The organism is Streptomyces sp. NPDC020917, assembly GCF_044333795.1.
Classification (GTDB): Bacteria; Actinomycetota; Actinomycetes; order Streptomycetales; family Streptomycetaceae; genus Actinacidiphila.
Window position 1 is genome coordinate 48,142 of the sequence record NZ_JBIRRR010000021.1, and the last position, 24,425, is coordinate 72,566.

Genomic DNA, 24,425 nt, shown 5'->3' on the forward strand with positions numbered 1-24,425 from the left:
GCGGGGACCGGCCCCGGAGCGTCAGGCCGGATAGGCGTGCGTCTGGGCCGCCTTGACCGTGGCCCACACCTGCGCGCCCGATTCCAGGGCGAGTTCGGCCACCGCGACCGTCGTCAGGTCGGCGGCCAGCGGCAGCCCGCCGGGCTCGCCGGCCAGCGCCACCCGGATCTGGTCCCCGTGCGACTCCATGCCGGTGATCACCGCCCGCCAGGCGTTGCGCGCGCTGGAGTCGGGCCGTTCGCGGTGCAGCGTGACGGCGCTCGGCGGGAACGCGACGAACGCCGGTCCGGTGAGCTTCTCCGTGGTGGTCAGGGTGAGTTCCGGCCCCACGGTGACCGCATGGCCCTCGGCCCGCCCCTGGTACAGGTTCAGGCCGACCAGGCGGGCGATGTAGTCGGTGCGCGGGCGGCGGGCGATCTCGGCCGGCGTGCCCTCCTGCACCACCGCGCCCTGCTCGATCACCACCAGCCGGTCCGCCAGCACCATGGCGTCCAGCGGGTCGTGCGTCACCAGCACCGCGACCGCCTCGAACGCGGCCAGGTGGCGGCGCAGTTCGGCGCGCACGTCCAGCCGGGCCCGGGCGTCCAGGGCGGCCAGCGGCTCGTCGAGCAGCAGCAGCCGCGGCCCGGTCGCCAGCGCGCGGGCCAGCGCCACGCGCTGGGCCTGGCCGCCGGACAGCCGGCGCGGCTTGGCGCCCGCGCGGTCCGACAGGCCCATGCGCTCCAGCAGTTCCGCGGCCCGCGCCCGCGCCTGCGCCTTCGGCACGCCCTGGCAGCGGGGGCCGAACGCCACGTTGTCCAGCGCGGACAGATGCGGGAAGAGCAGGTAGTCCTGGAAGATCACGCCGACCGGCCGGTGCTCCGGCGCGACCCGCCACCGCCGCTCGGGCTCCTCCAGCGGCACACCGTCCAGCCGCAGCCGGCCGCCGGTCAGCGGCGTCAGCCCGGCCAGCGCCCGCAGCGCGGTGGTCTTCCCGGCGCCGTTCGGCCCGAGCAGCGCCAGCACCTCGCCGGGCGCGACCCGCAGCCGCACGTCCAGCCGGAACGCCTCGCGCTCCACCACCAGCCGGGCGTCGAGACCCGGCGGCTCCCCGGTCACCCGCGCCGGCTCCTCGTGCGTTCCCGTCGTCCCCGTCACGGCGCCGCCGCCCCCGTCCAGCGGTCCCGCAGCCCCGCCAGGACCGCGACCGACACCGCCAGCAGCACCAGGCTCAGCGACACCGCGGCCGCCGGGTCGTCCTGCAGGGCGAGGTACACGGCCAGCGGCATCGTCTGGGTGCGGCCGGGGAAGCTGCCGGCGAAGGTGATGGTCGCCCCGAACTCGCCCAGCGCGCGCGCCCAGGCCAGCACCGCGCCGGCCGCGACCCCCGGCGCGATCATCGGCAGCGTCACCCGGCGGAACGCGGTGAAGCGTGACGCGCCGAGGGTGGCCGCGGCCTCCTCGTAGCGGGTGTCGGCGGCCCGCAGCGTGCCCTCGACGCTGATCACCAGGAACGGCATCGCCACGAACGCCTCGGCGACCACCACCCCGGCCGTGGTGAACGGCAGCGTGATGCCGAACGCGGAGTCCAGCCAGCGCCCCACCACCCCGTTGCGGCCCAGCGCCAGCAGCAGCGCCACACCGCCGACCACCGGCGGCAGCACCAGCGGCAGCGTGACCAGCGCCCGCACGAGCCTGCGGCCGGGGAAGGAGGTGCGCGCCAGCAGCCAGGCCATCGGCACGCCCAGCACCAGCGAGACGGCCGTCGCACAGGTGGCGGTCTCCAGCGAGAGCCGCAGCGCCTGCCACACCGCGGGGCTCGACAGCTGGTGCGGCAGGCCCCGCCACGGCGCCCTGATCAGCAGCGCCAGCAGCGGCAGCAGCAGGAAGGCCAGCCCCACCAGGGCCGGCAGCAGCAGCGGCAGCGGCACCCCGCCGCCCCCGCGGCGCGGGCCTCGGCCGATCGGCCCCCGCCCGGGGCCGCGCCGTTCGCCCGCGCCGCGGCGGGTCGCCGTCGAACTCATCGCTGTACCACGGCTCCTGGGGTCACGGCTTGAGGAAGCCGGCCTCGCCCAGCACCTTCTGGCCCTCGGCGGACTGCACCAGCGCGATGAACGCCGTCGCCGCCGCGGCGTTGGGCGCGTTCTTCAGGGCCACGATCGGATAGGAGTTGATCGCCTTCGCCGACTCGGGGAAGTCCACGCCGGCCACCTTGCCGCCCGCCGCCTTCACATCGGTGCGGTACACCACCGAGGCGTCGACCTCCTTCAACTCCACCTTCGTCAGGGCCGACTTGACGTCCTGCTCGTACGAGACCGGGGTGAGCTTCAGATTGCTGGCGGTCAGCGCGGTCTGGGCGGCCGCGCCGCACGGCACGGTCTTCGCGCACAGCGCGACCTTCAGGCCGGACCTGGTCAGGTCCTTCAGCGTGGCGATGTGGTCCGGGTTGCCCGGTAGGGTCGCGATCTCCAGCTGGTTGCGCACGAAGGTGGCGGGCGTCCCGCTGCCGTCACCCGCGTCGGTGACGATCTTCATCGTCTTCGGGCTCGCCGCCGCGAACACGTCCGCGGGCGCCCCGCCGGTGATGCTCGCCGCCAGGGTGTCGCTGCCGCCGAAGTTGAACACCACCTTGGTGCCCGGGTACGCCTTCTGGAAGTCGTCACCGAGGGTGGTGAAGCTCTCCTTGAGCGAGGCGGCGGCGAACACCACGACGGTGCCGGAGAGCTTCGAGGGCGCCGAGGACGCGCCGGTGGTCGAGATGCCCGACGGCTTGCCGGAGTCCGAGGACTGCGAGGAACCGGAGGACGAGGAGGAGCAGGCGCTCAGGGCGAGCAGGGCGGCGGCGCCGGCCGCCGCGGTCCCGGTCAGGCGGCGCATCGCGGTACGGGTTGTCACTGGACGTCTCCCTCTCTGCCGCGCACGTGTGCGCGGATCCACGGCCTGGTCCGTCCCCGGACCCGGCCAGATCACGGCGTCTCCACGACCACGTTGGTGGACTTGATCACCGCGACCGCCGGAACTCCCGGCTCCAGGGCCAGCTCCTCCGCCGACTCGCGGCTGATCATCGACACCACCCGGAACGGTCCCGCCTGGATCTCGACCTGGGCCGAGACGTCGCCGAGGATCACCTCGGTGACGATCCCGGCGAAGCGGTTGCGGGCCGACGACCCGGTGCGGGCCTTCTCCTCGCGCCCCAGTTCGCGCGCGAACGCGGCGAGCGCGGGCCCGGGGATGATGCGCCGGTCCTGCTCGTCGCGCTCGGCCGGCAGCCGACCGCTGTCGACCCACCGCCGCAGGGTGTCGGCGCTGACCCCCATCAACGCGGCGGCCTCACCGATCCGGTACGTGTGCATGTGCCGATGATAGTGCCGCATCTGCGAGGCGGACGTCATCTGTCGCATCGCATAGACCGCACGATCCAGCGGTACCGGCTCGCTCGTGCGAACCTACGAGCTGCGCAGCGAGGCGCGGCTGACCGGGGCCGGGCGGGGCAGCAGCACGCCGTCCACGGTGAGGTCCACCCGCTCGTTGTAGAAGCACATCAGCCCGGTGATCGGCTGCAGCTGCCGGGTGGGGAAGTCGTAGGCCCAGGCGATGTCCCGATGGACGCCCGCGGTGGTGTGCGCGGACCAGTAGCCGCTGGTGGTGCCCTTGTACGGGCAGGCCGTCACCGTGTCGGACGGCTGCATCTTGGTCAGGTCCACATGGACGCGGTCCAGGTAGTAGCGGGTGGGCAGCCCGGTCTCGAAGACGGTGACGCACGACGGCGCGTCCGCCAGCAGCGTGCCGTCCACCTCCACCCGCACCCGGCGGCCCGAGCGCAGCGCGTCGACCCGGGTGTAGGGGTTGCGCGGGTGGACGAAGACCTGCTCGTCCTCCTCGAACCAGGCGTCGACCGCGTTCCACTCGAAGCGCACGGTGCCCGGCAGGCCCTCGGCGGCGCCGTCCTGCCACACCCACGCGGCGGACCGCCGCAGCGTCTCCCCGGCCCGCAGCGCATGCCGCCGCACCGGCCCGGGCGCCCAGTCCTCGGTGCGGCCCTCGTCCTCCAGCTCCGCGTCGATCAGGTCGTCGACCGGGATGCTGTACTGCGGGTAGCCGGGCCACTCCCAGACATAGCGGGCCCGACGGGTGTCCAGTACCGGGCGTCCGTCGAGGTAGGCGCGGATGCGGCGGGGGACCGGCTCGGTGTGCCCGGCCGGGACGATGAACCCCGGGTAGTTCTGCGCGGGGTCGGTCCTTACAGGTGCGGCCATGGTCGGGCGAACCTTCCTGTGCGGCCCTTCGGGAAGCCTCGCGGCAAGGATCGCAGAGGCCAGCCGGGGCGGCACCCGGGCTCGGCCGTCCGGGGAGCGGGCCCGGCACGGCGGGGCTGCCGGCCCCCGCGACCGGGGCGGGTGCTGCCCGCCGGACGGTTCCGGCGGGCAGCACCCTCGCACAGGGACGGTCAGCCGGCCGCCCAGCTGGTCAGTCCGGCCCCGTACGCGTACAGCGGGTTGCCGTACGTCGTGGGGACGGGCTGGCCCGCGTCGATCTTCGCCCGGATGTCGGCGCGTTCGGCGTCGGTGGCACCCAGGTCGTAGGGCAGGTCCCAGGCCTCGTTGGCGTCGGCCGGGGTGTCGCCGCCGCCCGGCTTGAGGACCTGGTCCAGGCTGCGCGGCAGCTGCCACGGCAGGTGGCCGTGCGGGGTGTAGTCGCCGAAGAGCAGGCTGGCCGTGGCCGGCCCGACCTCCTCGCCGCCCCGGTAGGTCACCACGATCGCGTCCGCCAGGTTGTTCCAGTCGCTGATCACGATGGGCCGCGGCAGCGTCAGCACCACCACCACCGGGATGCCCTGGCTCTTGTAGTTCTGGATCAGGGCCAGTTGGTCGGCCGGCAGGTACGGCTGGGTGTCCGGCCAGGCGGTGGCGTGGGTGTACGACGGCTCACCGACGTACACCACCGCGACCTTCGGGGCCGGACCGCTGCCCTGGTAGACGTTCACCCCGCTCTGCCCGGCTCTCGCCTTCAGGGCGTCGAGCTGGTCCAGCGAGCCGTAGTCGGGGTGGAAGTAGCTCGACCAGATGCAGCAGGCCGCGCCGTCCGTCGCCCGGTCGCCGGCGACCGCGATGCTGTCGCCGGAGCCGAGCTTGAGCGGCAGCACCCCGTCGTTCTTCAGCAGGGTGTTGGACTCGCGGGACGCCTGGTTGGCCAGCTGCGTGTACGACGGCTGGTGGAAGCGGTAGGGGCCGTTGACCGGGTCGCCGTACGGGTGGTCGAAGATGCCCAGCTCGAACTTGAGCTTCAGGATCCGCGACACCGCGTCGTTGATCCGGGCCAGCGGCACCCCCTGCTCGAAGCTCGCCATGGTGAAGCCGGTCGCGCCCGGGTCGGCGCCTCCCATCACGTCCGAGCCGGCGTTGGCCGCGTTGATCCACGCGCCCGACGGCAGCCAGTCGGTGGTGATCAGACCGGTGTAACCGAGGTTCTGCCGCAGGTAGGTGAGGATCTTGGCGCTGTCGCCCGCGCCCGGACCACCCGGGTCGAGGTACGAACTGCCCGCGTAGCCCGGCATGATGTTGACCGCGCCGGCCTCCATCGCGGCCCTGAACGGGATCATGTGGTACTTGATCGTCACCCCGTCGTAGACGATCCCGGCCTCACCGCCGGCGCCCTCGCCCGGCCAGTGCTTGACCGTGGCCAGCACCGAACCCGGGTTCAGCTCGGGGCCGCCCTGCAGGCCCGCGACCAGTGCCCGCAACTGCGCCGCGGCCACGTCGGCGTTCTCGCCGCCGCCCTCCTGGATCCGCGGGTACAGCACCTTCGTGCCGACCTCGGCCAGCGGCGACAGGGTGCCGCGCGCCCCGACCTCCAGCTCCTCCTCCCGCTGCATGTTGCCGAGCTGGTAGTCCAGCGGGTAGTCCTTGCCCGCGGACAGCGTGCTCTGCAGCGGGTAGGTGGTCTGGTAGCCGGCCGTGGTGTCGCCCGCGGACACCGGCGGGATGCCCAGCCGGGTGGCCGCCGTGGACATCAGCACGTTGTTCAGGTCGGCGGGCTGCGCGGGGCCGAAGTGCCAGCCGGACATGGGGTACTGCTGCACGTTGTAGAACATCTGGTACGCCTTCTCCTCCAGCGTCATCCTGCCGAGGAGGTCGTTCACCCGCGTGTCGACCGACAGCCGCCAGTCCTCGTACGGCTCGATCGTGCCGTCCTTGTTGAGGTCGCGGGCGCCGTTGATGATGTTCACGCCGTCGTCCACCTGCTCGATGTCCGGCAGGTAGACGCTGAACTGCCGGATGTCGGAGGTGGTCCTGGCCCCCGAGCCGCTCACCGCGACGACGAACCACTTGTACGTCCAGCGGTCGGTGATGTCCCAACTCGGCGTGTAGCTGGTGCCGGTGGGTTCGGCCACCTTGGTGTAGAGGTCGAGCAGGTTGCCGGACGCCGTCCAGTCGTAGTCGGTGCGGCTGATGTTGATCCACACCTCGTAGTGCGCGGTGCCGGCCACGGCCGCCCAGGACAGCGCGGGCCTGCGGGTGTTGGTGACCATTGCCTTGTCCGCGGGCGCGGCCAGCGCGAACTGGCCGGTGGTCGCAGGGGCCTTGGTGGGCCCGGAGAGCATCGGCGGGGTCGCCGTCGAGGTGTCGACGGTGCCGTAGACCTGGAACTCCCAGAGGGAGTAGCCGTATCCGGTGGCCCGGGCGGTGCCGTAGAACCGCACGTAGCGGCCCTTGCCGGTGACCGGGAGCTTCTCCACGCCGCCCTTGCCGGTGGTGGTCGTGTAGATCGGCGTCCAGGCGGTGGCGTTGTCGGAGACCTCGATGCGGTAGCCGCTGGCGTACGCCGACTCCCAGTTGAGGACCACCCCGCTGATGGTGGCCGGACCGCCGAGGTCCACCTGCAGCCACTCGTTGTCGGTGTAGAGGCTGGACCAGCGGGTGGTGGTGCGGCCGTCGAGCGCCGCGGCGGGCGCGTTGGCGCCCTCGTAGGACGACGCCTTGACGGGCTTGAACGCGGAGATCACCGTGCCCGAGAAGTCGCCGCCGCCCGGCGGGGTGGTGGTGCCGCCCCCGCCGCCGCTGGTGTACACCGCGAACTCCCAGAGGGAGTAGCCGTATCCGGTGGCCCGCGCGGTCCCGTACATCCGCACGTAGCGGCCGGTGCCGGTCACCGCGAGTGTCTGGGTGCCGCCGGTGCCGGTCGTGGTGGAGTACGCGTCCGTCCAGTTCTGGCCGTCGTCCGAGACCTGGATCCGGAACGCCGTGGCGTACGCGGACTCCCAGGTGAGCACCACCTTGCACACGGTCGCCGACGCGCCCAGGTCGACCTGCAGCCACTGCGGGTCGGAGGCGGCGGACGACCAGCGGGTGCCGGCGTCCCCGTCGACGGCGGCCGAGGCGGGCGTGCCGCCGTTCTCGGTGGAGGACGCGGTGGCCGGGTGGTTGAGCGCGGCGTTGTCGGTACCGCAGCCGCCGGACACCGACGGGCTGCCGTAGACCTGGAACTCCCAGAGGGAGTAGCCGTATCCGGTGGCCCGGGCCGTCCCGTACATCCGGACATAGCGCCCGGAACCGTTTACGGAAAGCTGCTGCACGCCACCGGTCCCGGTGGTCGTCGAGTAGACGTCGGTCCAGCTGGTGCCGTTGTCCGAGGTCTGGATCCTGAACGACGTGGCATACGCCGTCTCCCAGTTGAGGGTGACGGAGGTGAGGGTCGCGCTGGAGCCGAGGTCGACCTGCAGCCACTGCGGGTCGGAGGCGGCGGACGACCAGCGGGTGCCGGTGTCGCCGTCGACGGCGGCGGACGCCGGAGTGCCGGCGTTCTCGGTGGACGAGGCGGTGGCGGTCTTGCCCTGCGACAGCAGGGTGTCGGCCGCCCGCGCGGTCCCGGTGGTGGCGCTGAGGGCGCCGCCGAGCGCCAGCGCCATGACGGCCACGACCGCGGTGAGTGGTCGGTGCCGTCTCAGCTTGCGTTGCAGGTGGGACAGGATGCTCATCTGCATCTCCACGGGTGTGATGCCGCTGCCGCGCGGGCGCGCCGCCGCCTGGCGGCGACGGCGTCACGGCAGCGGCTGGGGGGAGGCTCCGGGCACGGGCCGCACCGGGCGCCGGACGCGGGACGGCCGTCGCGAACGGTGCAGACTGTGCCGGGAGTTGATCGGGAGAGCGCTCTCCCGGGGAGTTTGGCCGTATCGCCGGAGCACTGTCAATCCCTGTGCGTACGCTGTCCCTTGCGGGGGTCCTCCACCCGGGGGTGCGTACCGGCTGGTGACCGCCGGGGCCGGCGGCCCCTACTCGGCCTCCCGTTCGAGGGGACTGCGCAGAAATTCGCCCGTCGCCGAGCGCAACCCCGTAGGCTCGTGGCGTGAGCAGAGGTGTTCTGGGCATTCACTGTGCCCGCTGTGGTGAACTGGAGGCGCGCTTCCGCGATCCGGCCACGCCCAACCCCGGTGCGTTCCTCTACGGTTGGGCCACCCACCACCTCGACGACCACGGAGCGGAACCCAAACCGCGCGAGGACTGCCCCGAGTGCCAGCGCTTCACGGTGAACGCCGTCGGCGTCCAGGCCCGCGTGTGGCAGCGGTGGGCGCTCACGCACTGGATGGCCTGCGAGCTGGCTCCCGAGTGGGAGTGGCAGAAGGGGCCCTGAACGCAGCCGTTCGAGGGGCCGCGCCGGGCCCACCTCAGCGCTGCGGTGCGATGACCGTGACGCCGGCGGGCGAGCCGTGGCTGAGGGCGGCCAGTGCCGCGGGCGCCGCGTCGAGGCCGATCACCTCGCCCAGCAGCAGGTCGGGCCGCAGCACTCCGGCCGCCACCAGGCGCATCATCTCCGGGTAGGCGTGCGCGGCCATGCCGTGGCTGCCCAGCAGTTCGAGTTCGAGCGCGACCACCCGGTCCATCGGCACGGCCGTGGCGCCGCCGGGGAGCAGCCCGACCTGCACGTGCCGGCCGCGGGACCGCAGCCCCGCGACGGAGGCGGCGCACGTCTCCGGCGAACCCAGCGCGTCCAGCGACAGGTGCGCCCCGCCGCCGGTCGCCGCGCGCACCGCGGCGGCCGGACCGCCGTCCGCGCGCGCGGCATTGACGGCCACCGCGGCGCCCAGGGCGGTGGCCCGTTCCAGCGCCGCGTCCGCGGTGTCCACCGCGACCACCCGCGCGCCGCAGGCCGCCGCGATCATGACCGCGGACAGTCCGACCCCGCCGCAGCCGTGCACGGCCACCCACTCGCCCGGCCGGACCCGGCCCTGCGTGACGACCGCTCGGTAGGCGGTGGCGAAGCGGCAGCCGAGCGCGGCGGCCGTGGTGTACGCCATGCCGTCGGGCAGCGCCACCAGGTTCACGTCCGCCTGGTGGAGGGCCACGTACTGGGCGAACGAACCCCAGTGGGTGAAGCCCGGCTGCTGCTGCCGCTCGCACACCTGCTGGTCGCCGCGGGCGCAGGCCGGGCAGCGGCCGCAGGCGCAGACGAACGGGACGGTCACCCGCGCGCCCGGCGCCCACCGGGTGACGCCGGGGCCCACCGCCTGGACGACACCGGCGAGTTCGTGGCCCGGCACGTGGGGGAGGGCGATGCCGTCGTCGTGGCCGAGCCAGCCGTGCCAGTCGCTGCGGCACAGGCCGGTCGCCTCGACCCGCACCACCACGCCGTCGTGCGGCGCCACCGGCTCGGGCACCTCGCGCACCTCCGCGGGCCGGCCGAACTCCTCGAACACCACGGCCCGCACGGGCCACCTCCCTGTCGCCTCGCCTCGTGCCTCGTCCCTGCGGGCGGCACGCTCTTGTCGCTTCCCCGCTCTCTCGCCGGCCTTCGGTGCAGGCCGTCCGTGGCGGCCGGGCGCCTGGGTCCGGTGCGGGCCTCCAGCCTGCACCAACGTGCCGGTGGAACGCACGTGCCCGTCGCGCCCTCTTCCCTGCCGGACCGGTGCCGCACAGGTGCCGGACAGGATCGAGGGAGGCGTTCATGGCGGTGAGCCGCCGCGTGGTGCTGGCAGCGCTGGGGGCCGGCGCGGTGGCCGGGTGCTCGGGTCAGGGCAGCCGGAGCGGATCGACGGCCGGTGCCGCCACCTCGTCGCCGGGTCCGGCCGGCGCCCCGGCCTCGCCCACCCCGGGCCGTTCCGCCGGCCGGCAGGTCCGGACTCCGGCGCCGGCCCGGCTGCCGGTGACCCGGGCGGAGATCGTGGCGCGGTACGGCCGTCGCAGGCCGCGTACCTGGGGGTTCGACGCGCCCGGCGTGCTGCACGCGCTGCCCGCTGGGCGGCGGGAGATCGCGCTGACCTTCGACGCGTGCGGCGGGCGCGGCGGCAGCGCCTACGACCAGGCGCTGATCTCCGTACTGCGCCGGCACCGGGTACCGGCCACCCTGTTCATCAACTCCCGCTGGATCGACGAGAATCCGGCGGTCTTCCGGGAGCTGGCGGCGGATCCGCTGTTCGAGATCGGCAACCACGGCACGCGGCACCGCCCGCTGTCGGTGACGGGCCGCTCCGCCTACGGCATTCCGGGTACCCGCAGCGCGGGGGAGGTCTTCGACGAGGTGGCCGGCAACCATCTCAAGCTCGCCCGGCTGCTGGGCGCTCCGCCGCGGTACTTCCGTTCGGGGACGGCCTACTGCGACGACGTCGCGGCGCGGATCGTCGCGGATCTGGGGGAGCGGGTGGCCTCGTTCTCCGTCAACGGGGACGGGGGTGCGACGTTCACCCCGGCGCAGGTTCGGGCGACGGTCGGGGCGGCGGCGCCGGGTGCGGTCGTCATCTGCCACATGAACCATCCCGAGGGTGGGACGGCCGAGGGGATTGCGGCGGCTGTGCCGCTTCTGCTTGGGGCTGGGCGCCGCTTTGTGCGGCTTCCCTGAGGGGTTTCCTTCTTGACCGTGCGGGCCGCACCCTCGGCCCGGCGGCACCCCGGATGCCCGCCCCGGAGGGGCGATGCTCCAGGAGCGCGGGGAACTCCGCGACAAGCCACAACGCACGTCGCAGACGGCACAGCAGGGCCGGGGGCACCCCGGTTGCCGAAGCGGACCTGAAGGAGCGGGTCATCCATCATCCAATATGTACCCTTGAGGGTACGTACCCGATCGGGTACGCTTCTGCTCGTGGATGTAGTGCTACAGGCGCTCGCGGACCCCAGCCGACGCACGGTGCTGGAGATCCTCCGTCATCGCCCGGCAACGGCCGGCGAACTGGCCGAGGCTCTGCCGATCGCCAGACCTGGCGTCTCCCGGCACCTGCGGGTGCTGCGGGAGGCAGGGCTGGTCGACGTGCGCCCGGACGGGCAGCGCCGCATCTACAGCCTCCGGGCGGAGGCCCTGGCAGAAGTCGATGAATGGCTGGGCCAATACCGCGAACTGTGGCGCAGTCGTCTCGAAGCGCTTCACACGGAAGTCGACAGGGGAAAGAAGGCACACGAGTGAAGACCACCGGAACCATGCGATCGCTGGGCGCCACCCACGGCGCGGTGCGCGTCGAAGATGTCTACGACACCGACATCGACGACCTGTGGCAGGCCTGCACGAACCCGCAGCGCCTGGAGCGCTGGCTCGCCAAGGTCTCCGGCGACTTGCGGCCCGGCGGCACGATTCACGCCGTATTCACCAGCACCTGGACCGGCCCGGGGCGGGTCGACATCTGCGAGCAGCCCCACCACCTGCTGCTCACCATGGAGCCTGGCACCCCGCACGAGTCCCAGATCGAGGCCTGGCTCACCAAGGAGGGCACCGGCACCCGGCTCGTGGTCGAGGAACGCGGCCTGCCCCTGGAACGCCTGCACTTCCACGGTTCCGGCTGGCAGGTCCACCTGGAAGACCTCGCACGCTCGCTGGCCGACGACAGCATCGACGACGCCCGGGCGTGGAGCGAACAGGCGCCGGAACCGTCCTGGCTGGAGCGCTGGAACGAACTCACTCCGGCCTACCAGCAGATGGCGGTCGACTGATGTCGGACACCATCAGACTCAGCGGAGTCACGCTCAACGCGCCGGACGCGATCGCGCTGGCCAGGTTCTACGCCCGGATCACCGGCGGCACGGCAAAAGGCGACCAGGGCTGGGCCACCGTCACCGGACCCAACGCCGACATCGGCTTCCAGCAGATCGACGACTTCCGTCCACCGCAATGGCCGGCAGGCACCGTACCGATGCAGATGCACCTCGACTTCTTCGTCGATGACCTGGCAGCTACCGAGGCGCGCGTCCTGGCCGCTGGAGCCACCCGGTTCGACTTCCAGCCCAATGCAGACCACTGCTTCGTGTACGCGGACCCGGCCGGTCACCCCTTCTGTCTGTCCACTTGGGATGTCCCGGAGCTCTTCGACGACGACACCGACAGCACCGGAGACTCCGGCCAGTTGTGAGGAGTCCTAAGAGGCCGCGCAGGTGGCGAGGGCTGCGAGGAGGGTGAGGGGGCGGGGGTCGGGGGAGTCGGCGCGGAGGTGGTTGGGGGTGTAGGAGAAGCCGATGCGCTGCGAGGGCCAGGCCGCATGGCGCGACCCGCCCGCGCCGGCATGCCCGAACGCGTCCGGGGCGGGCCCGAACAGCCCGAGTTCGGTGTGGAGTTCGAAACCGGCCCCGTAGGCCATCGGGCTTCCCCACAAGCCCTCGGTGCCACGCCGGAGTTCGGCCCGCCCGCGCTCCACCGTGGCGGGACGCAGTACGCGGACACCGTCGATCTCGCCGCCGCGCGCGAGGCACGCGTAGAAGCGGGCCAGCGACCGCGCCGTGCCGAACGCGCTCACCGCGGCCGGCGCCGCGCGGCGGAACGCGGCGCTGTTCCACAGCGTCGTCGCCCCCGGGACGAGCAGCGGATTGCGCATGAGGTCGCGCAGTGCGTCGCCGGACGGCCCTTCTGCCGGCGCGGCCAGAAGCCCGGGGCCGGCGAGCGTCGTGGCGGCGCGGGGGTGCAGCGCGTCGGGCAGGCCGAGCCAGACGTCCAGGCCCAGCGGTTCCGCGAACTCCTCGCCGAAGAAGGCGCCGACGTCGCGCCCGTCGGTGCGCCGGACCAGCTCGCCGGCCAGCCACCCGTAGGTCAGCGCGTGGTAGACGAAACCGGCGCGAGGGTCGGCCGACGGCTCCTGCTCGGCCAGCAGCGCCGCCATGAACGGCGCGTCCAGCATCTGCTCGACGCTGAACGGCTTGCGCACGCCGGGCAGTCGCGACTGGTGGGACATGACGTCGGCGACGGTGATCCGTTCCTTGCCCGCGGCGGCGAACTCCGGCCAGTACCGGGCGAGCGGGGCGCCGAGATCGACCAGACCGCGCTCCACGAGCAGCAGCACGCATGCGGCGACGAGGCCCTTCGCGCCGGAGAAGACGAGTTGCACGGTGTCCTCGCGCCAGGGCGCTTCCGTGTCGGGGTCGGCGAGCCCGCCCCACAGGTCGACGACCGGTTCGCCGTCGCGGTAGGCCGCGAACGCCGCGCCCACGTCGCCGAGTTCGCTGAGGTTGCGGGCGAACGCCTCGGCCACCGGGGCGAATCCGGGCGCGGTGAAGCCGTGTACGGGAACGTCCATGTGCGTCTCACTTCCGGGAGGCGTGGGCCAGCAGGGCGAGTGCGGCCGCCTTCGCGTCGTCGGCGGCCTCCGGTCCGGTGCTGTGGTGGTCGGCGACGACCGTGGCGCCCTCCAGCACGATGAGCAACTGGCGGCCGAGCGCGGCCGGGTCGGCGGCTCCGGCCTGTTCGGCGATGCCGGTGAGCAGGTCCCGGCAGCGGCCGAGGTGCCGCGCGGCGATCGCGCGGGCCGGGTCCTCGTGGTGCTGCGTCGCGGCGTTGACGATGGCGCAGCCGCGGAACGCGGGGGAGGCGTACCAGGTGCGCAGGGCGTCGAACAGGGCGGCGATCCGGTCCGCCGGATCCTCGCCGGCGGCGGCCACCGCGGCGCCGAGCCAGTCCACGACGCGGTCGCTCCGGGCGTCCAGCACGGCCTGGACCAGGCCGGTCCGCGAGCCGAAGTGGCGGTACAGCGTCTCCTTCGAGATGCCGAGTGTGGCGCAGAGTTCGGCGATGCCGATGCCGTCGAGGCCGCGGGCGTACAGGAGAGGCGTGGCCGACGCGAGGACGGTTTTGCGGGTGCGCGCGGGGTCGAGGGGCGTCCCCTTGGGTACGGGCATACTCCACATCGTACCGCCCGTTACGATGTCGGCTGCCCCTGAGCTGGCGTGGCTTCGGCTCCCCGGCTGCCCCCGGGCGCGCTCTCCCGTCCAACGGTCCGCCGTGGCTGGTCGCGCTGGGGGACCCCGCGCCCCTTCGGCAACTGGGCTGCCCCGCCGGATGATTTGCCGTCTGCCGCGCCATCGCGGCTGGGCGCGGAGTTCCCCGCGCTCCTGGAGCATCGCCCCTCCGGGGCGGGCATCCGGGGTGCCCCCGGGCCGCCGTTGCCGGGTGCGGACCGGTTGTGGCTGGTCGCGCAGTTCCCCGCGCCCCTGCGGCAACTGGGTAGCCCCCGGGGGTGCGTTGCCGGGTGCGCGGTACGTGAGTGGCTGGGCGCGCAGTTCCCCGCGCCCCTTGGGGTGCGCCCGGTGGGTAGGGGAGCCCGGCCCTATTCCTCCCGCAGACGGGGGCCGGGCTGGGAGGGGACGGTGCGGGAGTGTCCCCGCAGGAACTGTGCACACACCCGGCCCACCCAACGAAGGGCGCCGCACGCACAGTTCCGAGGAGACACTCCCGTGGCGGCCCCGACCCCACCCACCGAACGTGCACCGCCAGGGGCGCGAGGAACTGCGCGACAAGCCACGACGGCGCGGCAGGCGGCAGACCAGGCCCGGGGGCACCCCGGATCCCGCAAGGGCGCGGGGTCCCCCAGCGCGACAAGCCACGACGGCGCGGTAGGCGGCAACGGGGCCCAGGGGGCAGCCCGGACGCCGAGGGGGGCGGGGGCAGCCCGGGTCATTGGGGGGCGAGGGCAGCCCGCCAGGGCTCAGCGGAGGTGGACCAGGACCCGCCCCGCGTTGGTCGCGTCCGTCTCCACCCGCACGTAGAGCTTCCTGATGTGCTTCTGCCCGAGGAAGGCCAGGACCCGCTTCTTGAGCTGGCCCGTGCCCTTGCCGGGGATGATCTCGACCACGTCGACCCCGGTCCGGGCGGCCCGGAACAGCGTCTCGCGCATCGCGAGGTCGATGTCGCGGTTGTTGCGGAAGATCGGGTGCAGATCCAGGGTGATCAGGGCGATCGCCTCCGACGGGTGCTGGGCGGGCGGAACCGGGCGGTGCCGGGCGGTGCCGCGGCGAGGCCCCGCACGGTCGTGCACGGTCGTGCTCGGTCGGGTGCAGCGTACGCCGCCCGCGGCGGCACCGCGCCGGGCCCGCACCCCCCGGCCGGCGGTGGCAGGGGAGGCGCGGGCCCGGCGGAGCGGGGATCAGCGACCCGGCTGCGGTGCGGTGCTGAACGCGGCGTGCATCCGGCGGGTGTGGTCCAGCCGCCGGGCCCGGCCGGTGAGCGTGCAGCTCACGGTCAGCCGCAGATCCGTCGACGAGCTGCCGAGCCGCAGCTCCAGGTCGCCGGGCTCGACGACGCGGTGGTCGTCGCGCCCGGTGAACGACGCCAGGTCGGCGGGCACGCTCAGCCGGACCCGCGCGGCCTCGCCCGCCGCGAGGTCCAGCCGCTGGTAGCCGACCAGCCGCTGCACCGGCTGCACCACCGAGGCGACCGGGTCGTGCAGGTACACCTGGACGACCTCGGTGCCCGCACGGTCCCCGGTGTTGCGGACGGTGAACGCCAGCTTCACCTCGCCGTCGGTCTCCACCTGGAGCGACTCCACGTCCAGCGAGGTCCACTGGAACGTGGTGTACGACAGGCCGTGGCCGAAGCCGAAGGCCGGCGTCGGGTCGATGTTGGACACGTCGGTGACCTGCCCGAGGCGGGCGGCCAGGTAGGTGGACGGCTGGACGCCGGGCCGGCTCGGGACGCTGACCGGCAGCTTCCCGGACGGGTTGACCCGGCCGCTGAGCACGCCGGCGATGGCCGCGGTGCCCTCCTCACCGGGGAAGAACGACTGCACGATCGCGGCCGCCTCGGTCGCCGCGCGGCCCAGCACGTACGGGCGCCCGGCGAGCAGGGTGACCACGACGGGCGTGCCGGCGTCCAGGAGCGCGTCGAGCAGCTGCTGCTGCACGCCGGGCAGGGCCAGCGACTCGGCGTCGCAGCCCTCGCCGCTGGTGCCGCGGCCGAACAGGCCGGCCCGGTCGCCCAGCGCGAGCACCACCACGTCGGCGTCCTGCGCCCGCGCGACCGCCTCGGCGAAGCCGTCGGTGCCGGGGCCGTCCACGGTGCAGCCCTCGGCGAGGGTGATCTCGCTGCCGGGGAACTCGGTGGCCAGCACCTCGCGCAGCGTGGGCAGTTCGATGCCGACCGGCGCCTGCGGGTGCTGCGCGCCGACGTGCACCGGGAAGGCGTAGCAGCCCAGCACCGCGGTCGGGCTGTCGGCGTTGGGGCCGATCAGCGCGATTCTGGCCGGGGGCTGCGCCAGTGGCAGCACGCCGTCGTTGCGCAGCAGCACCACGCTCTGCTCGGCGACCTCGCGGGCCACCGCCCGGTTGGCGTCGGTGTCGAGGGAGATGGTGCCGCGCAGCTGCTCGGGGTCCTCCCCGGCGCCGGCCAGCGCGGCGGGCACCGGGTCCCAGTCGGCGTCGAGCAGGCCGAGTTCGGCCTTCTGCGTCAGGACGCGGCGCAGCGCGCGGTCCACCAGCGCCTCGTCCACCTGGCCGTCGGCGATGGCCTTGAGCAGCGGCTCGCCGAAGGTCTTCACGGTTGGCAGCTCGACGTCGACGCCCGCGGCCAGCGCGGCGCCGGCCGCCTCGCCGAAGGTGCCCGCGACGCCGTGCAGGGTCTTGAGGAACGCTATGCCGAAGTAGTCGGCGACGACGGTGCCGGTGAAGCCCCAGGTCTCCCGGAGCAGTCCGGTCAGCAGCCGCTCGTCGGCCGCGGAGGGCACGCCGTCGGTGTCGGTGTAGGCGTGCATCACCGAGCGGGCGCCGCTCTCGCGGACCGCCATCTCGAACGGCAGCAGCATCACGTCGGCGCGCTCGCGCGAGCCCATGCCGACCGGCGCCAGGTTGCGGCCGGTGCGGGAGGCGGAGTACCCGGCGAAGTGCTTGAGGGTGGCGACGATGCCGGCGGACTCCAGGCCCTGGATGTAGGCGGTGGCCACCGTGCCGACCAGGTACGGGTCCTCGCCGATGGTCTCCTCGACGCGTCCCCAGCGGGCGTCGCGCACCACGTCGAGCACCGGGGCCAGGCCCTGGTGGACGCCGACCGATCGCATGTCGCGGCCGATGCGCGCGGCCATGCCGCGGACGAGTTCGGGGTTGAAGGTGGCGCCCCAGGACAGCGGCACGGGGTAGGCGGTGGCGCCCCAGGTCGCGAAGCCCGCGAGGCACTCCTCGTGGGCCACGGCGGGGATGCCGAAACGGTTCGTCGCGGCGATCCTGCGCTGCGTGCGCACCAGCGACAGCGCGCCGAGCGCCGGATCCACGGGGGCCGTGCCGAAGGACCGGGTGAGCTGTCCCAGACCCTGCGGCAGCAGGTCGTCCAGGGACACCTCCTCCTCCATCTCGTGCTGGTGGGGGGCGACTTCGCCGCCCTCGGCGGACGCCCCCACCCACACCCCGAACAGCTGGGCGACCTTCTCCTGGAGGGTCATCTCGGCGATCAGGGCGTCGGCCCGGGCCTCGGGCCGCAGGGCGGGGTCGCGCCACGCGGCGGCAGCGGAATCTGTCTCTTCGACCACGGTGTCGGTCACTTTCCTCCGACGCCCATCAGCCCCTGGACGAGGGCACGGCGGGCGAACAGGTAGACGATGAAGATGGGGAGCATGGACAGCACGACGGCGGCCAGCAGGCCGGGGATGTCGATGCCGTGCTCGGTCTGGAAGTTGAACAGGCCCAGGGTGATGACCTTCGAGGAGTCGGACTGGGTCAGGACCAGCGGGAAGAGGAAGCCGTTCCACGCCTGGAGTGCGGAGAAGACCACGATGGTGGACAGGCCGCCCTTGGACAGCGGCAGCACCAGCTGGAAGAACACCCGCGACGGCGACGCGCCGTCCATGGCCATCGCCTCGTACAGGTCGGAGGTGATGTCCCGCATCACTCCGGTCAGCACCAGGGCGCACACCGGCAGCGAGAACGCCGCGGTGGGCAGGATCACGCCGATGAGGTTGTCGTACAGGCCGGCCTTGCTGATCACGTAGAACATGGGCACGATCACGGCCTGCGCCGGGATGGCCAGCCCGAGCAGGAACAGCCGGAAGACGCCGGTGGTGATCCGGCCGCGGCTGCGCACGATGGCGTACGACAGCGGCGGCACCACCAGCAGCACGATCGCGACGACCGCCAGCGTGACCAGGACGGTGTTCAGGAAGAAGTGGCCGAAGCCGTTGGAGAAGTCCTGGGTGTAGTTCTTCAGCGTGAAGTGCTTCGGGAAGGCCAGCGGGCCGTTCGCCGAGTAGTCGGAGCGGCTCTGCAGGGTGGCCGCCAGCATCACGTAGAGCGGCAGGCCGATGAGGGCCAGCCAGACCAGGGAGCCGAGCCCCGCGAGGTAGTTGGGACGGCGCTTCATCACAGGCCTTCCGACGAACTGCGCATCTTGTCGTAGCCGGAGACCTTCACGACGACGAGCGAGATGATCGTGGCGACGAGCACCAGGACCAGGGCGATGGCGGAACCGCCGCCGAAGTCGAAGCTCTTGAACGCCTGCTCGTACATGTAGTAGGCGCTGATGGTGGTGTCGGTGCCCGGGCCGCCCTGGGTGAGGATCAGCACGGTGTCGAACGTGGTGAGGCCGCCGACCACCATGAGGATCATCGAGGTGATCATGGTGTTGCGCAGCTGCGGCAGGGTGATGTGCCAGAACTGCCGGACGGTGCTGGCACCGTCGATCTGCGCGGCCTGGTACAGCACCTGGGGGATCGAGCGGGCGGCGCCCTGGTAGATCAGGGTGTGGAACGGCGTGTACTGCCAGGCCCCGACGAAGACCAGGACCCCGATGGCGCTGGCCTGCCGGCCGAACAGGTTGCCGTCGCCGAACAGCCACCGGGCCTGCGCCGGCACGCCGAAGTTCGGGTCGAGCAGGGCCCGCCACAGGATGGACACCGCGGTCGCCGACAGCAGCAGCGGCACGAAGTAGATCGCGGACAGGACGGCGCGGTTGCGCTGGTGGCCGGCCGCCCACACGCCGAGCAGGATGCTCAGCGGGGTCTGGACGACGACGCCCAGCACCGTGATCAGCACGCTGAGCCAGAGGCTCTGGATCATGGTGTGGTCGTGGATCAGCGCCTTCCAGTTGTCCAGCCCGGCGAACTGCGGCGAGCCGAGACCGTCCCAGTTGGTGAAGGAGAGCACCGCGACCAGGACCAGCGGGAGGACGGCGAAGAGCAGGAAGAACAGAGTGGCGGGCGCCGCCCAGACGAAGCCTGGGCGGGCCACGGCGGCGCCGGACCGGCGTTTTGCGGGCCGGCGCCTTTCCACCCTGCTGTCAGCAGAGGTGGTCATGTCGTGTTCCCGGTTCAGGATGTGGGCAGGGCCTGCATGGCCTTGATGAATCCGTCGGCGTCGAGCTTGCCGTCGAAGAACTCCTGGACCGCGGTGTGCATGGCCTCACTGGCCTTCTGCGGGTACGCCTGGTCCCAGGAGAGCTGGAACGAGGGCGCCGTCTTGACCAGGTTGTACTGGAACTTCGAGTAGTCCGGGCTGGCCGCGGTGTCCAGGAAGTTCACGGTGTTCGTGGTGGTGGGCAGGTTGCCGATGGCCAGCTGCGCCTTGACGAACTCGTCCGAGTACTGGAGCTTCAGGAACTGGGCCACCGCGTCCGGGTACTTGGTCTTCTTCAGCACCGAGTAGAAGTTGTTGGTGTTGCCCACGACGTCGTTCGGGTCGCCCTTGCCGCCGGTGACGGTCGGGAAGGAGCTGAAGCCGAGGCCGCTCTTGGCGAAGTCCGGGTTGTCCTGCTGCTGCTGGGAGTAGTACCAGGAACCCATGAGCTCGAAGCCGGCCTTGCCCTGCGCGACGAGCGCGACGGAGCCGCCGTCGGTGTACTTGACCGAGTCGAAGTTGCTGCCGAACGCGCCGGCGTCGATCAGCTGCTTGAGCTGCGCCAGGGCCTTGCGGCTGTCGTCGCTGTCCCAGGCGGACTTGTCGCCGGCCATGGCCTTCTCGAACAGGCCGGGACCCGCGATGCGGTCGTACATGTACTCGTACCACATCAGGGTCGGCCACTGGTCGCCGCCGCCGAGCGCGATCGGCGTGATGTGCTTGGCCTTGAGGGCCTTCACCGCGTTGAGCAGGTCGTCCCAGGTCTTCGGCGCGGAGATGCCCGCGTCCGAGAGCACCTTCTGGTTGTTGAAGAGCAGGACGGGCTGGGTGCCGCGCATCGGTATGCCGTAGGACTTGCCGTCCAGCACCGCGCTGTTGAAGACCGAGGGCAGGAACTTGGACTTCAGGCTCGGGTCCTTGGCGATGAAGTCGTCCAGCGGCATGAGCAGGCCGGCCTTGACGAAGGGCGCGATGCTGCCGCCGCCCCAGTTGAAGAAGACGTCCGGCGCCTGCTTGGTGTTGATGATGGTCTGCAGCTTCTGCTGGTAGTCGGCTCCAGGAATGGTCTGGAGGACCGCCTTGACCTTCGACGTCTTGTTGAACGTGTCGACGATCTGCTTCTCGACCTTGTTGCTCGCGTCACCGTAGACGAGAACCTTGAAGGTGCCGGAGCCGCCGCTGCCGGAGCTGCTGCCACCGCAGGCGGCCAGGGCCAGCCCGAGTGCGAGCGTCACGCCGCCAGCAGCGGCGCGGGTGAGCCATGCGCGCTTCTTCATCCGTCCCAGCCTTTCGAAAGTTTTCGGCTTCATCGCCGAAATTTGCTGCGCGCTGTGACGCTAAGGTCCGCCGGATGAAGGGTCAAGACTCGGGGGTCGGGTTATTCAAGCGTTACCTGGACATGTGCCGTACGCTGCCGTGTCATGGATGACGAGCAGCGACCCGCCAAGGTGACCTTGGCTCAGATCGCCGAAACTGCGGGGGTCTCGGTGCCGACAGTTTCGAAGGTGCTCAACGGCCGGCAGGATGTGTCACCGCCCACGAGGCGCAAGGTCGAACGGCTGCTGGAGGCGCACGGCTACCGCCGCAACGCCCGTGCGGCGCCCGAGGCCCCGCTGATCGAGATCGTCTTCCACGAGCTGGACGCGATCTGGGCGATGGAGCTGATACTCGGCGTCGAGAAGGTCGCCAGGGACAGCGGCGCGAGCGTGGTGCTGACCGAGAGCGGCACCCGGCACGCGCCCGGGCCGGAGTGGATCGAGGGCGTGCTGCGCCGGCGCCCGCTCGGCGTGATCCTGATGTTCTCCGCGCTCCCGCAGGAGTACAAGCAGCAGCTCAGATCGCGGTCCATCCCGTTCGTGATCATCGATCCGGCCGGCGACCCCGAGCCCGACGTCCCGTCGGTCGGCTCGGCGAACTGGTCCGGCGGTCTGGCCGCCACCCGCCACCTCATCGAGCGCGGCCACCGGCGGATCGGCATCATCACCGGCCCCGAGGACATGATGTGCTCGCTGGCCCGGCTCGACGGGTTCCGCTCGGCCATGGCCACCGCGGGACTCGAGGTCGACCCGGCGCACATCGCCTACGGCGACTTCCACGTCGAGGGCGGCTTCGAGCAGGCCCTGGCCATGCTGCGCCGCACCGACCGGCCGACCGCGGTCTTCGCCGGCAGCGACCTGCAGGCCATAGGCGTCCTGGAAGCGGCGAGCAGCCTGGGCCTGCGCACGCCGGAGGACCTGTCGGTGGTCGGCTACGACGACGTCGCCGTCGCCAAGTGGTCCCGGCCGGCGCTGACCACGGTCCACCAGCCGCTGCGGAAGATGGCCGAGGCGGCCTCCGAGATGCTGCTCCGCCTGCAGGCCGGGGTGAGCACCACGACGCGGATGGAACTGGCCACCAGCCTGGTGGTCAGGAAGAGCACGGCGCCGCCCCCGGCCGCCTGAGCGGTGCCCGTGCCGGGCGGCTCCGGGGCCGCCCCGACGTCACCGCGGCCCGGGCATCCGCAGTACCGCCGCGCCGTTGACCCGGTCCGCGGCCAGGTCGTCCAGCGCCGCGTCCGCGCGGGCGAACGGACGGACCTGCACGGTGGGCGTGACCCGGTAGCGGGCCGCCGCGGCGAGGAACTCCCGCCCGTCGTGGCGGGTGTTGGCCGTCACGCTGCGCACCGACCGCTCGCGGAACAGGTGCCGCTGGTAGTTCAGCGGCGGCACGTCGGACAGGTGGATCCCCGCGATGCTCAGCGTTCCGCCGCTGCCCAGCGCCTCCAGGGCCACCGGCACCAGGTCCCCGGCCGGCGCGAAGAGGATCGCGGAGTCCAGCGGCTCGGGCGGCGGGTCCGCCGAGTCCCCGGCCGAGGTGGCACCGAGGTCGAGCGCGAGCGCCCGCGCCGCGGGGGCACGGGTGAACACATGCACCTCCGCGCCCTGCGCGATGGCGAGTTGGGCCGTCAGATGGGCCGAGCCGCCGAAGCCGTAGATGCCCAGCCGCCCGCCCTCGGGCAGGTCGGCCCGCCGCAGCGCCCGGTAGCCGATGATCCCCGCGCACAGCAGCGGCGCCAGCTCCTCGTCCGGGAACCCGGACGGCAGCGGGTACGCGTACGCCGCGGGTGCGACGGTGTACTCGGCGTAGCCGCCGTCGGCGTCCCAGCCGGTGTAGGTCGAGTGCGGGCACAGGTTCTCCTGCCCGTGCGTGCAGTACCGGCAGACGCCGCAGGTGCTGCGCAGCCACGGGATGCCGACCCGGGTGCCGGGCGGGAGCTCCACCGGCGGTCCGCCGGCCGCGCCCGCCCCGCCGGCGGCCTCGTCGGGCCCCACCGCGACGACGGTGCCGACCGCCTCGTGCCCGGGGACCACATGGTCGCGGTGCGGTGGCAGATCCTGGTCGCGGACGTGCAGATCGGTCCGGCACACCCCGCAGGCCAGCACCCGCACCAGCACCTCGCCGGCGCCCGGTCGCGGCACCGGCAGATCGATCGGTTCGATCGCGCCGGGCCGGCCGGCGCGGGCCACCCACGCGTGCATCGTCGCCGGGTTCGCTTCGGCCATCCGCCTCGCCTCCTTGCGGCTCCCGGCCCGCGGCCGGTCCCGTTCCCGCCCCGCCCGTCCTGCCGGGACCCCGGTCCTGGGCCGGGCCTCGTCGCCCCTACCCTGGTTCCGGCCCGAACCGGACCCGCTGTGCGCCTGCCCAGCGGACCCGGCCCGCACACGGGTCGTCCGGGGGCCGGACCCAGGCCGCCGGCCAGTCGCCGAGCGGTCGACGGGGATGCGTCCACGGGCGGGAGGGCGTCCGTCCGGCACGGCCTGCTGAATGGTCGAATTGGTAGATCTGGTGCGATCTGAATGACATAATCGCGCCCACATCCGGGACCGCGGGTCCGCGGCCGGGCCCGCGACACAAGGATCGGGGAGCCGCATGGAAGCCAGGGGCTTCGGCCAGGGGGCCGCGCGCGCCGACGTCACGGCGCTGATCCGGGCCGAGCTGCCGCGGCTGACCGGGTCGCTGAGCAAGGTGGCCGAACTCGTCCTCGCCGACCCGGCGTCGGTGATCGGCTGCTCGGCCGCCGAACTCGGCCGGCGCACCGGCACCTCCCAGCCGACCGTCACCCGCTTCTGCCGCGCGGTGGGCCTCGACTCGTACCAGCACCTGCAGATCGAGCTGGCCCGCGAGGGCGCCCGCGGCGCCGAGACCAGCTGGGGCACCTCCGAGATAGGACCCGACATCTCTCCGGACGACGACCTGGAGCGGGTCGTCACCGTCGTCGGCCAGGCCGACCTCGGCGCGGTGCAGCGCACGCTGGAGACCGTCGACCTCGCGGCCCTGGAACGCGCCGCCCAGGCCATCGCGCGGGCCCGGCGGATCGACGTGTACGGCGTGGGCGGCAGCGGGGCCGTCGCCGTGGAGACCGAACTGCGGCTGTTCGGCATCGGATGCGCGGTGCGCGGCTGGAACGAGGTGCACGCCGCCACCACCTCGGCCGCGCTGCTCACCCCGGCCGACGCGGCCATCGGCATCTCCCATTCCGGCTCGACGCGCGAGACCATCGAGCCGTTCGAGATGGCCCGGGAACGCGGCGCCACCACCGTGGCGATCACCGCCGACCCCAAGTCGCCGCTGGCCCGCGCCGCGGAGATCCGGCTCATCGCCACCACCGGCGAGACCAGCTTCCGCTCCGGCAGCATCGGCGCCCGCCACTCCGTGCTGGTGCTCATCGACTGCCTCTACGTGCGGGTGGCCCAGCTGACATACCCGCGGGCCAGCGCGTCGATGGCGCTGACCGGGCACATCGCCGGCCGGCACGTGGCCAAGGGCCGCCGCGCCCGCTGAGCCGCCCAGCTGCTGAGCCGCCACGCCGCCGCCCGGCTCAATGCGCCTTTGCGGCCAACCAGGGCCGGTCCGAAGGGTGTTGGGCCGGCGGCCCGCGCCCACCCCTGGAGTGTGCGGCCGGTGCCCGCGCGAGCC

Annotated in this window: 22 protein-coding genes and 1 pseudogene; 7 read left to right on the forward strand and 16 right to left on the reverse strand. The window is 72.8% G+C overall.

Features of this window, described 5'->3' with window-relative positions:
* Positions 1-21 precede the first annotated feature (21 nt).
* The 7 genes and pseudogenes from ACH4TG_RS32975 to ACH4TG_RS33005 all read right to left on the reverse strand — a co-directional run.
* Complete coding sequence (locus ACH4TG_RS32975) at positions 22-1,098, reverse strand: ABC transporter ATP-binding protein (protein WP_398246302.1); 1,077 nt, start codon at positions 1,096-1,098, stop codon at positions 22-24.
* A gap of 35 nt (positions 1,099-1,133) precedes the next feature.
* On the reverse strand, positions 1,134-2,003 hold the full coding sequence (locus ACH4TG_RS32980; protein WP_398246303.1) for an ABC transporter permease: 870 nt from the start codon (positions 2,001-2,003) through the stop codon (positions 1,134-1,136).
* Positions 2,004-2,025: 22 nt separating this feature from the next.
* Positions 2,026-2,856 carry a molybdate ABC transporter substrate-binding protein gene (gene modA, locus ACH4TG_RS32985; RefSeq protein ID WP_398246398.1) on the reverse strand — a complete coding sequence of 277 codons (831 nt, stop codon included), beginning with the start codon at positions 2,854-2,856 and terminating at the stop codon, positions 2,026-2,028.
* Positions 2,857-2,945: 89 nt separating this feature from the next.
* The gene (locus tag ACH4TG_RS32990) at positions 2,946-3,332 is read right to left on the reverse strand and encodes a molybdopterin-binding protein (RefSeq protein ID WP_398246304.1); all 387 of its coding nucleotides are present in this window, start codon (positions 3,330-3,332) and stop codon (positions 2,946-2,948) included.
* A gap of 93 nt (positions 3,333-3,425) precedes the next feature.
* A complete protein-coding gene (locus ACH4TG_RS32995) occupies positions 3,426-4,235 on the reverse strand; it encodes a DUF427 domain-containing protein (RefSeq protein WP_398246305.1) in 810 nt (269 codons plus the stop codon).
* A 191-nt stretch (positions 4,236-4,426) separates the two neighbouring features.
* The gene (locus ACH4TG_RS33000) at positions 4,427-6,580 is read right to left on the reverse strand and encodes a glycoside hydrolase family 3 C-terminal domain-containing protein (protein WP_398246399.1); all 2,154 of its coding nucleotides are present in this window, start codon (positions 6,578-6,580) and stop codon (positions 4,427-4,429) included.
* Positions 6,566-7,885, reverse strand: a pseudogene (locus ACH4TG_RS33005) (discoidin domain-containing protein); the annotation flags it as partial. The pseudogene ACH4TG_RS33005 and the gene ACH4TG_RS33000, both read right to left, overlap by 15 nt.
* Before the next feature lie 437 nt (positions 7,886-8,322).
* On the opposite strand from ACH4TG_RS33005, the gene ACH4TG_RS33010 reads away from it, so the two are divergent.
* Positions 8,323-8,607 carry a hypothetical protein gene (locus ACH4TG_RS33010; protein ID WP_398246306.1) on the forward strand — a complete coding sequence of 95 codons (285 nt, stop codon included), beginning with the start codon at positions 8,323-8,325 and terminating at the stop codon, positions 8,605-8,607.
* A gap of 34 nt (positions 8,608-8,641) precedes the next feature.
* Here ACH4TG_RS33010 and ACH4TG_RS33015 read toward each other — a convergent pair whose 3' ends face one another.
* Positions 8,642-9,682, reverse strand: coding sequence for a zinc-dependent alcohol dehydrogenase family protein (locus tag ACH4TG_RS33015; protein WP_398246307.1), 1,041 nt, complete (start codon positions 9,680-9,682; stop codon positions 8,642-8,644).
* A 236-nt stretch (positions 9,683-9,918) separates the two neighbouring features.
* Here ACH4TG_RS33015 and ACH4TG_RS33020 point away from each other — a divergent pair, with 236 nt between their 5' ends.
* From ACH4TG_RS33020 to ACH4TG_RS33035, 4 genes are all read left to right on the forward strand, one after another.
* Positions 9,919-10,809: a polysaccharide deacetylase family protein gene (locus tag ACH4TG_RS33020; RefSeq protein ID WP_398246308.1), complete on the forward strand. Its 891-nt coding sequence runs from the start codon at positions 9,919-9,921 to the stop codon at positions 10,807-10,809.
* A gap of 240 nt (positions 10,810-11,049) precedes the next feature.
* Positions 11,050-11,367, forward strand: coding sequence for an ArsR/SmtB family transcription factor (locus tag ACH4TG_RS33025; RefSeq protein WP_398246309.1), 318 nt, complete (start codon positions 11,050-11,052; stop codon positions 11,365-11,367).
* Entirely contained in the window at positions 11,364-11,888 is a 525-nt protein-coding gene (locus tag ACH4TG_RS33030) for an SRPBCC domain-containing protein (protein WP_398246310.1), read from the forward strand. The genes ACH4TG_RS33025 and ACH4TG_RS33030 overlap by 4 nt, the downstream gene beginning before the upstream one ends.
* Positions 11,888-12,304: a VOC family protein gene (locus tag ACH4TG_RS33035; RefSeq protein WP_398246311.1), complete on the forward strand. Its 417-nt coding sequence runs from the start codon at positions 11,888-11,890 to the stop codon at positions 12,302-12,304. The genes ACH4TG_RS33030 and ACH4TG_RS33035 overlap by 1 nt, the downstream gene beginning before the upstream one ends.
* A gap of 6 nt (positions 12,305-12,310) precedes the next feature.
* Here the strand turns inward: ACH4TG_RS33035 and ACH4TG_RS33040 are convergent, their stop codons facing one another.
* The 7 genes from ACH4TG_RS33040 to ACH4TG_RS33070 form a co-directional block, all read right to left on the reverse strand.
* Positions 12,311-13,459, reverse strand: coding sequence for a serine hydrolase domain-containing protein (locus tag ACH4TG_RS33040; RefSeq protein ID WP_398246312.1), 1,149 nt, complete (start codon positions 13,457-13,459; stop codon positions 12,311-12,313).
* Between the two features lie 7 nt (positions 13,460-13,466).
* Positions 13,467-14,057 carry a TetR/AcrR family transcriptional regulator gene (locus tag ACH4TG_RS33045; protein ID WP_398246313.1) on the reverse strand — a complete coding sequence of 197 codons (591 nt, stop codon included), beginning with the start codon at positions 14,055-14,057 and terminating at the stop codon, positions 13,467-13,469.
* An 806-nt stretch (positions 14,058-14,863) separates the two neighbouring features.
* Positions 14,864-15,193: a Smr/MutS family protein gene (locus ACH4TG_RS33050; RefSeq protein WP_398246314.1), complete on the reverse strand. Its 330-nt coding sequence runs from the start codon at positions 15,191-15,193 to the stop codon at positions 14,864-14,866.
* Between the two features lie 108 nt (positions 15,194-15,301).
* Positions 15,302-17,584 (reverse strand): glycoside hydrolase family 3 N-terminal domain-containing protein, encoded by a 2,283-nt coding sequence (locus ACH4TG_RS33055; RefSeq protein ID WP_398246400.1) that lies wholly within the window; start codon positions 17,582-17,584, stop codon positions 15,302-15,304.
* A gap of 95 nt (positions 17,585-17,679) precedes the next feature.
* A complete protein-coding gene (locus ACH4TG_RS33060; RefSeq protein ID WP_398246315.1) occupies positions 17,680-18,498 on the reverse strand; it encodes a carbohydrate ABC transporter permease in 819 nt (272 codons plus the stop codon).
* Positions 18,498-19,430 carry a carbohydrate ABC transporter permease gene (locus ACH4TG_RS33065; protein WP_398246316.1) on the reverse strand — a complete coding sequence of 311 codons (933 nt, stop codon included), beginning with the start codon at positions 19,428-19,430 and terminating at the stop codon, positions 18,498-18,500. Before ACH4TG_RS33065 ends, ACH4TG_RS33060 begins: the two co-directional genes overlap by 1 nt.
* Positions 19,431-19,444: 14 nt before the next feature.
* Positions 19,445-20,746 carry an ABC transporter substrate-binding protein gene (locus tag ACH4TG_RS33070; protein WP_398246317.1) on the reverse strand — a complete coding sequence of 434 codons (1,302 nt, stop codon included), beginning with the start codon at positions 20,744-20,746 and terminating at the stop codon, positions 19,445-19,447.
* A 144-nt stretch (positions 20,747-20,890) separates the two neighbouring features.
* Here ACH4TG_RS33070 and ACH4TG_RS33075 point away from each other — a divergent pair, with 144 nt between their 5' ends.
* Positions 20,891-21,910: a LacI family DNA-binding transcriptional regulator gene (locus ACH4TG_RS33075; protein ID WP_398246318.1), complete on the forward strand. Its 1,020-nt coding sequence runs from the start codon at positions 20,891-20,893 to the stop codon at positions 21,908-21,910.
* A gap of 39 nt (positions 21,911-21,949) precedes the next feature.
* On the opposite strand, the gene ACH4TG_RS33080 is transcribed toward ACH4TG_RS33075, so the two are convergent.
* On the reverse strand, positions 21,950-22,987 hold the full coding sequence (locus ACH4TG_RS33080) for a zinc-binding alcohol dehydrogenase family protein (RefSeq protein ID WP_398246401.1): 1,038 nt from the start codon (positions 22,985-22,987) through the stop codon (positions 21,950-21,952).
* Between the two features lie 391 nt (positions 22,988-23,378).
* On the opposite strand from ACH4TG_RS33080, the gene ACH4TG_RS33085 reads away from it, so the two are divergent.
* On the forward strand, positions 23,379-24,290 hold the full coding sequence (locus tag ACH4TG_RS33085; protein ID WP_398246319.1) for a MurR/RpiR family transcriptional regulator: 912 nt from the start codon (positions 23,379-23,381) through the stop codon (positions 24,288-24,290).
* Positions 24,291-24,425: the final 135 nt, after the last annotated feature.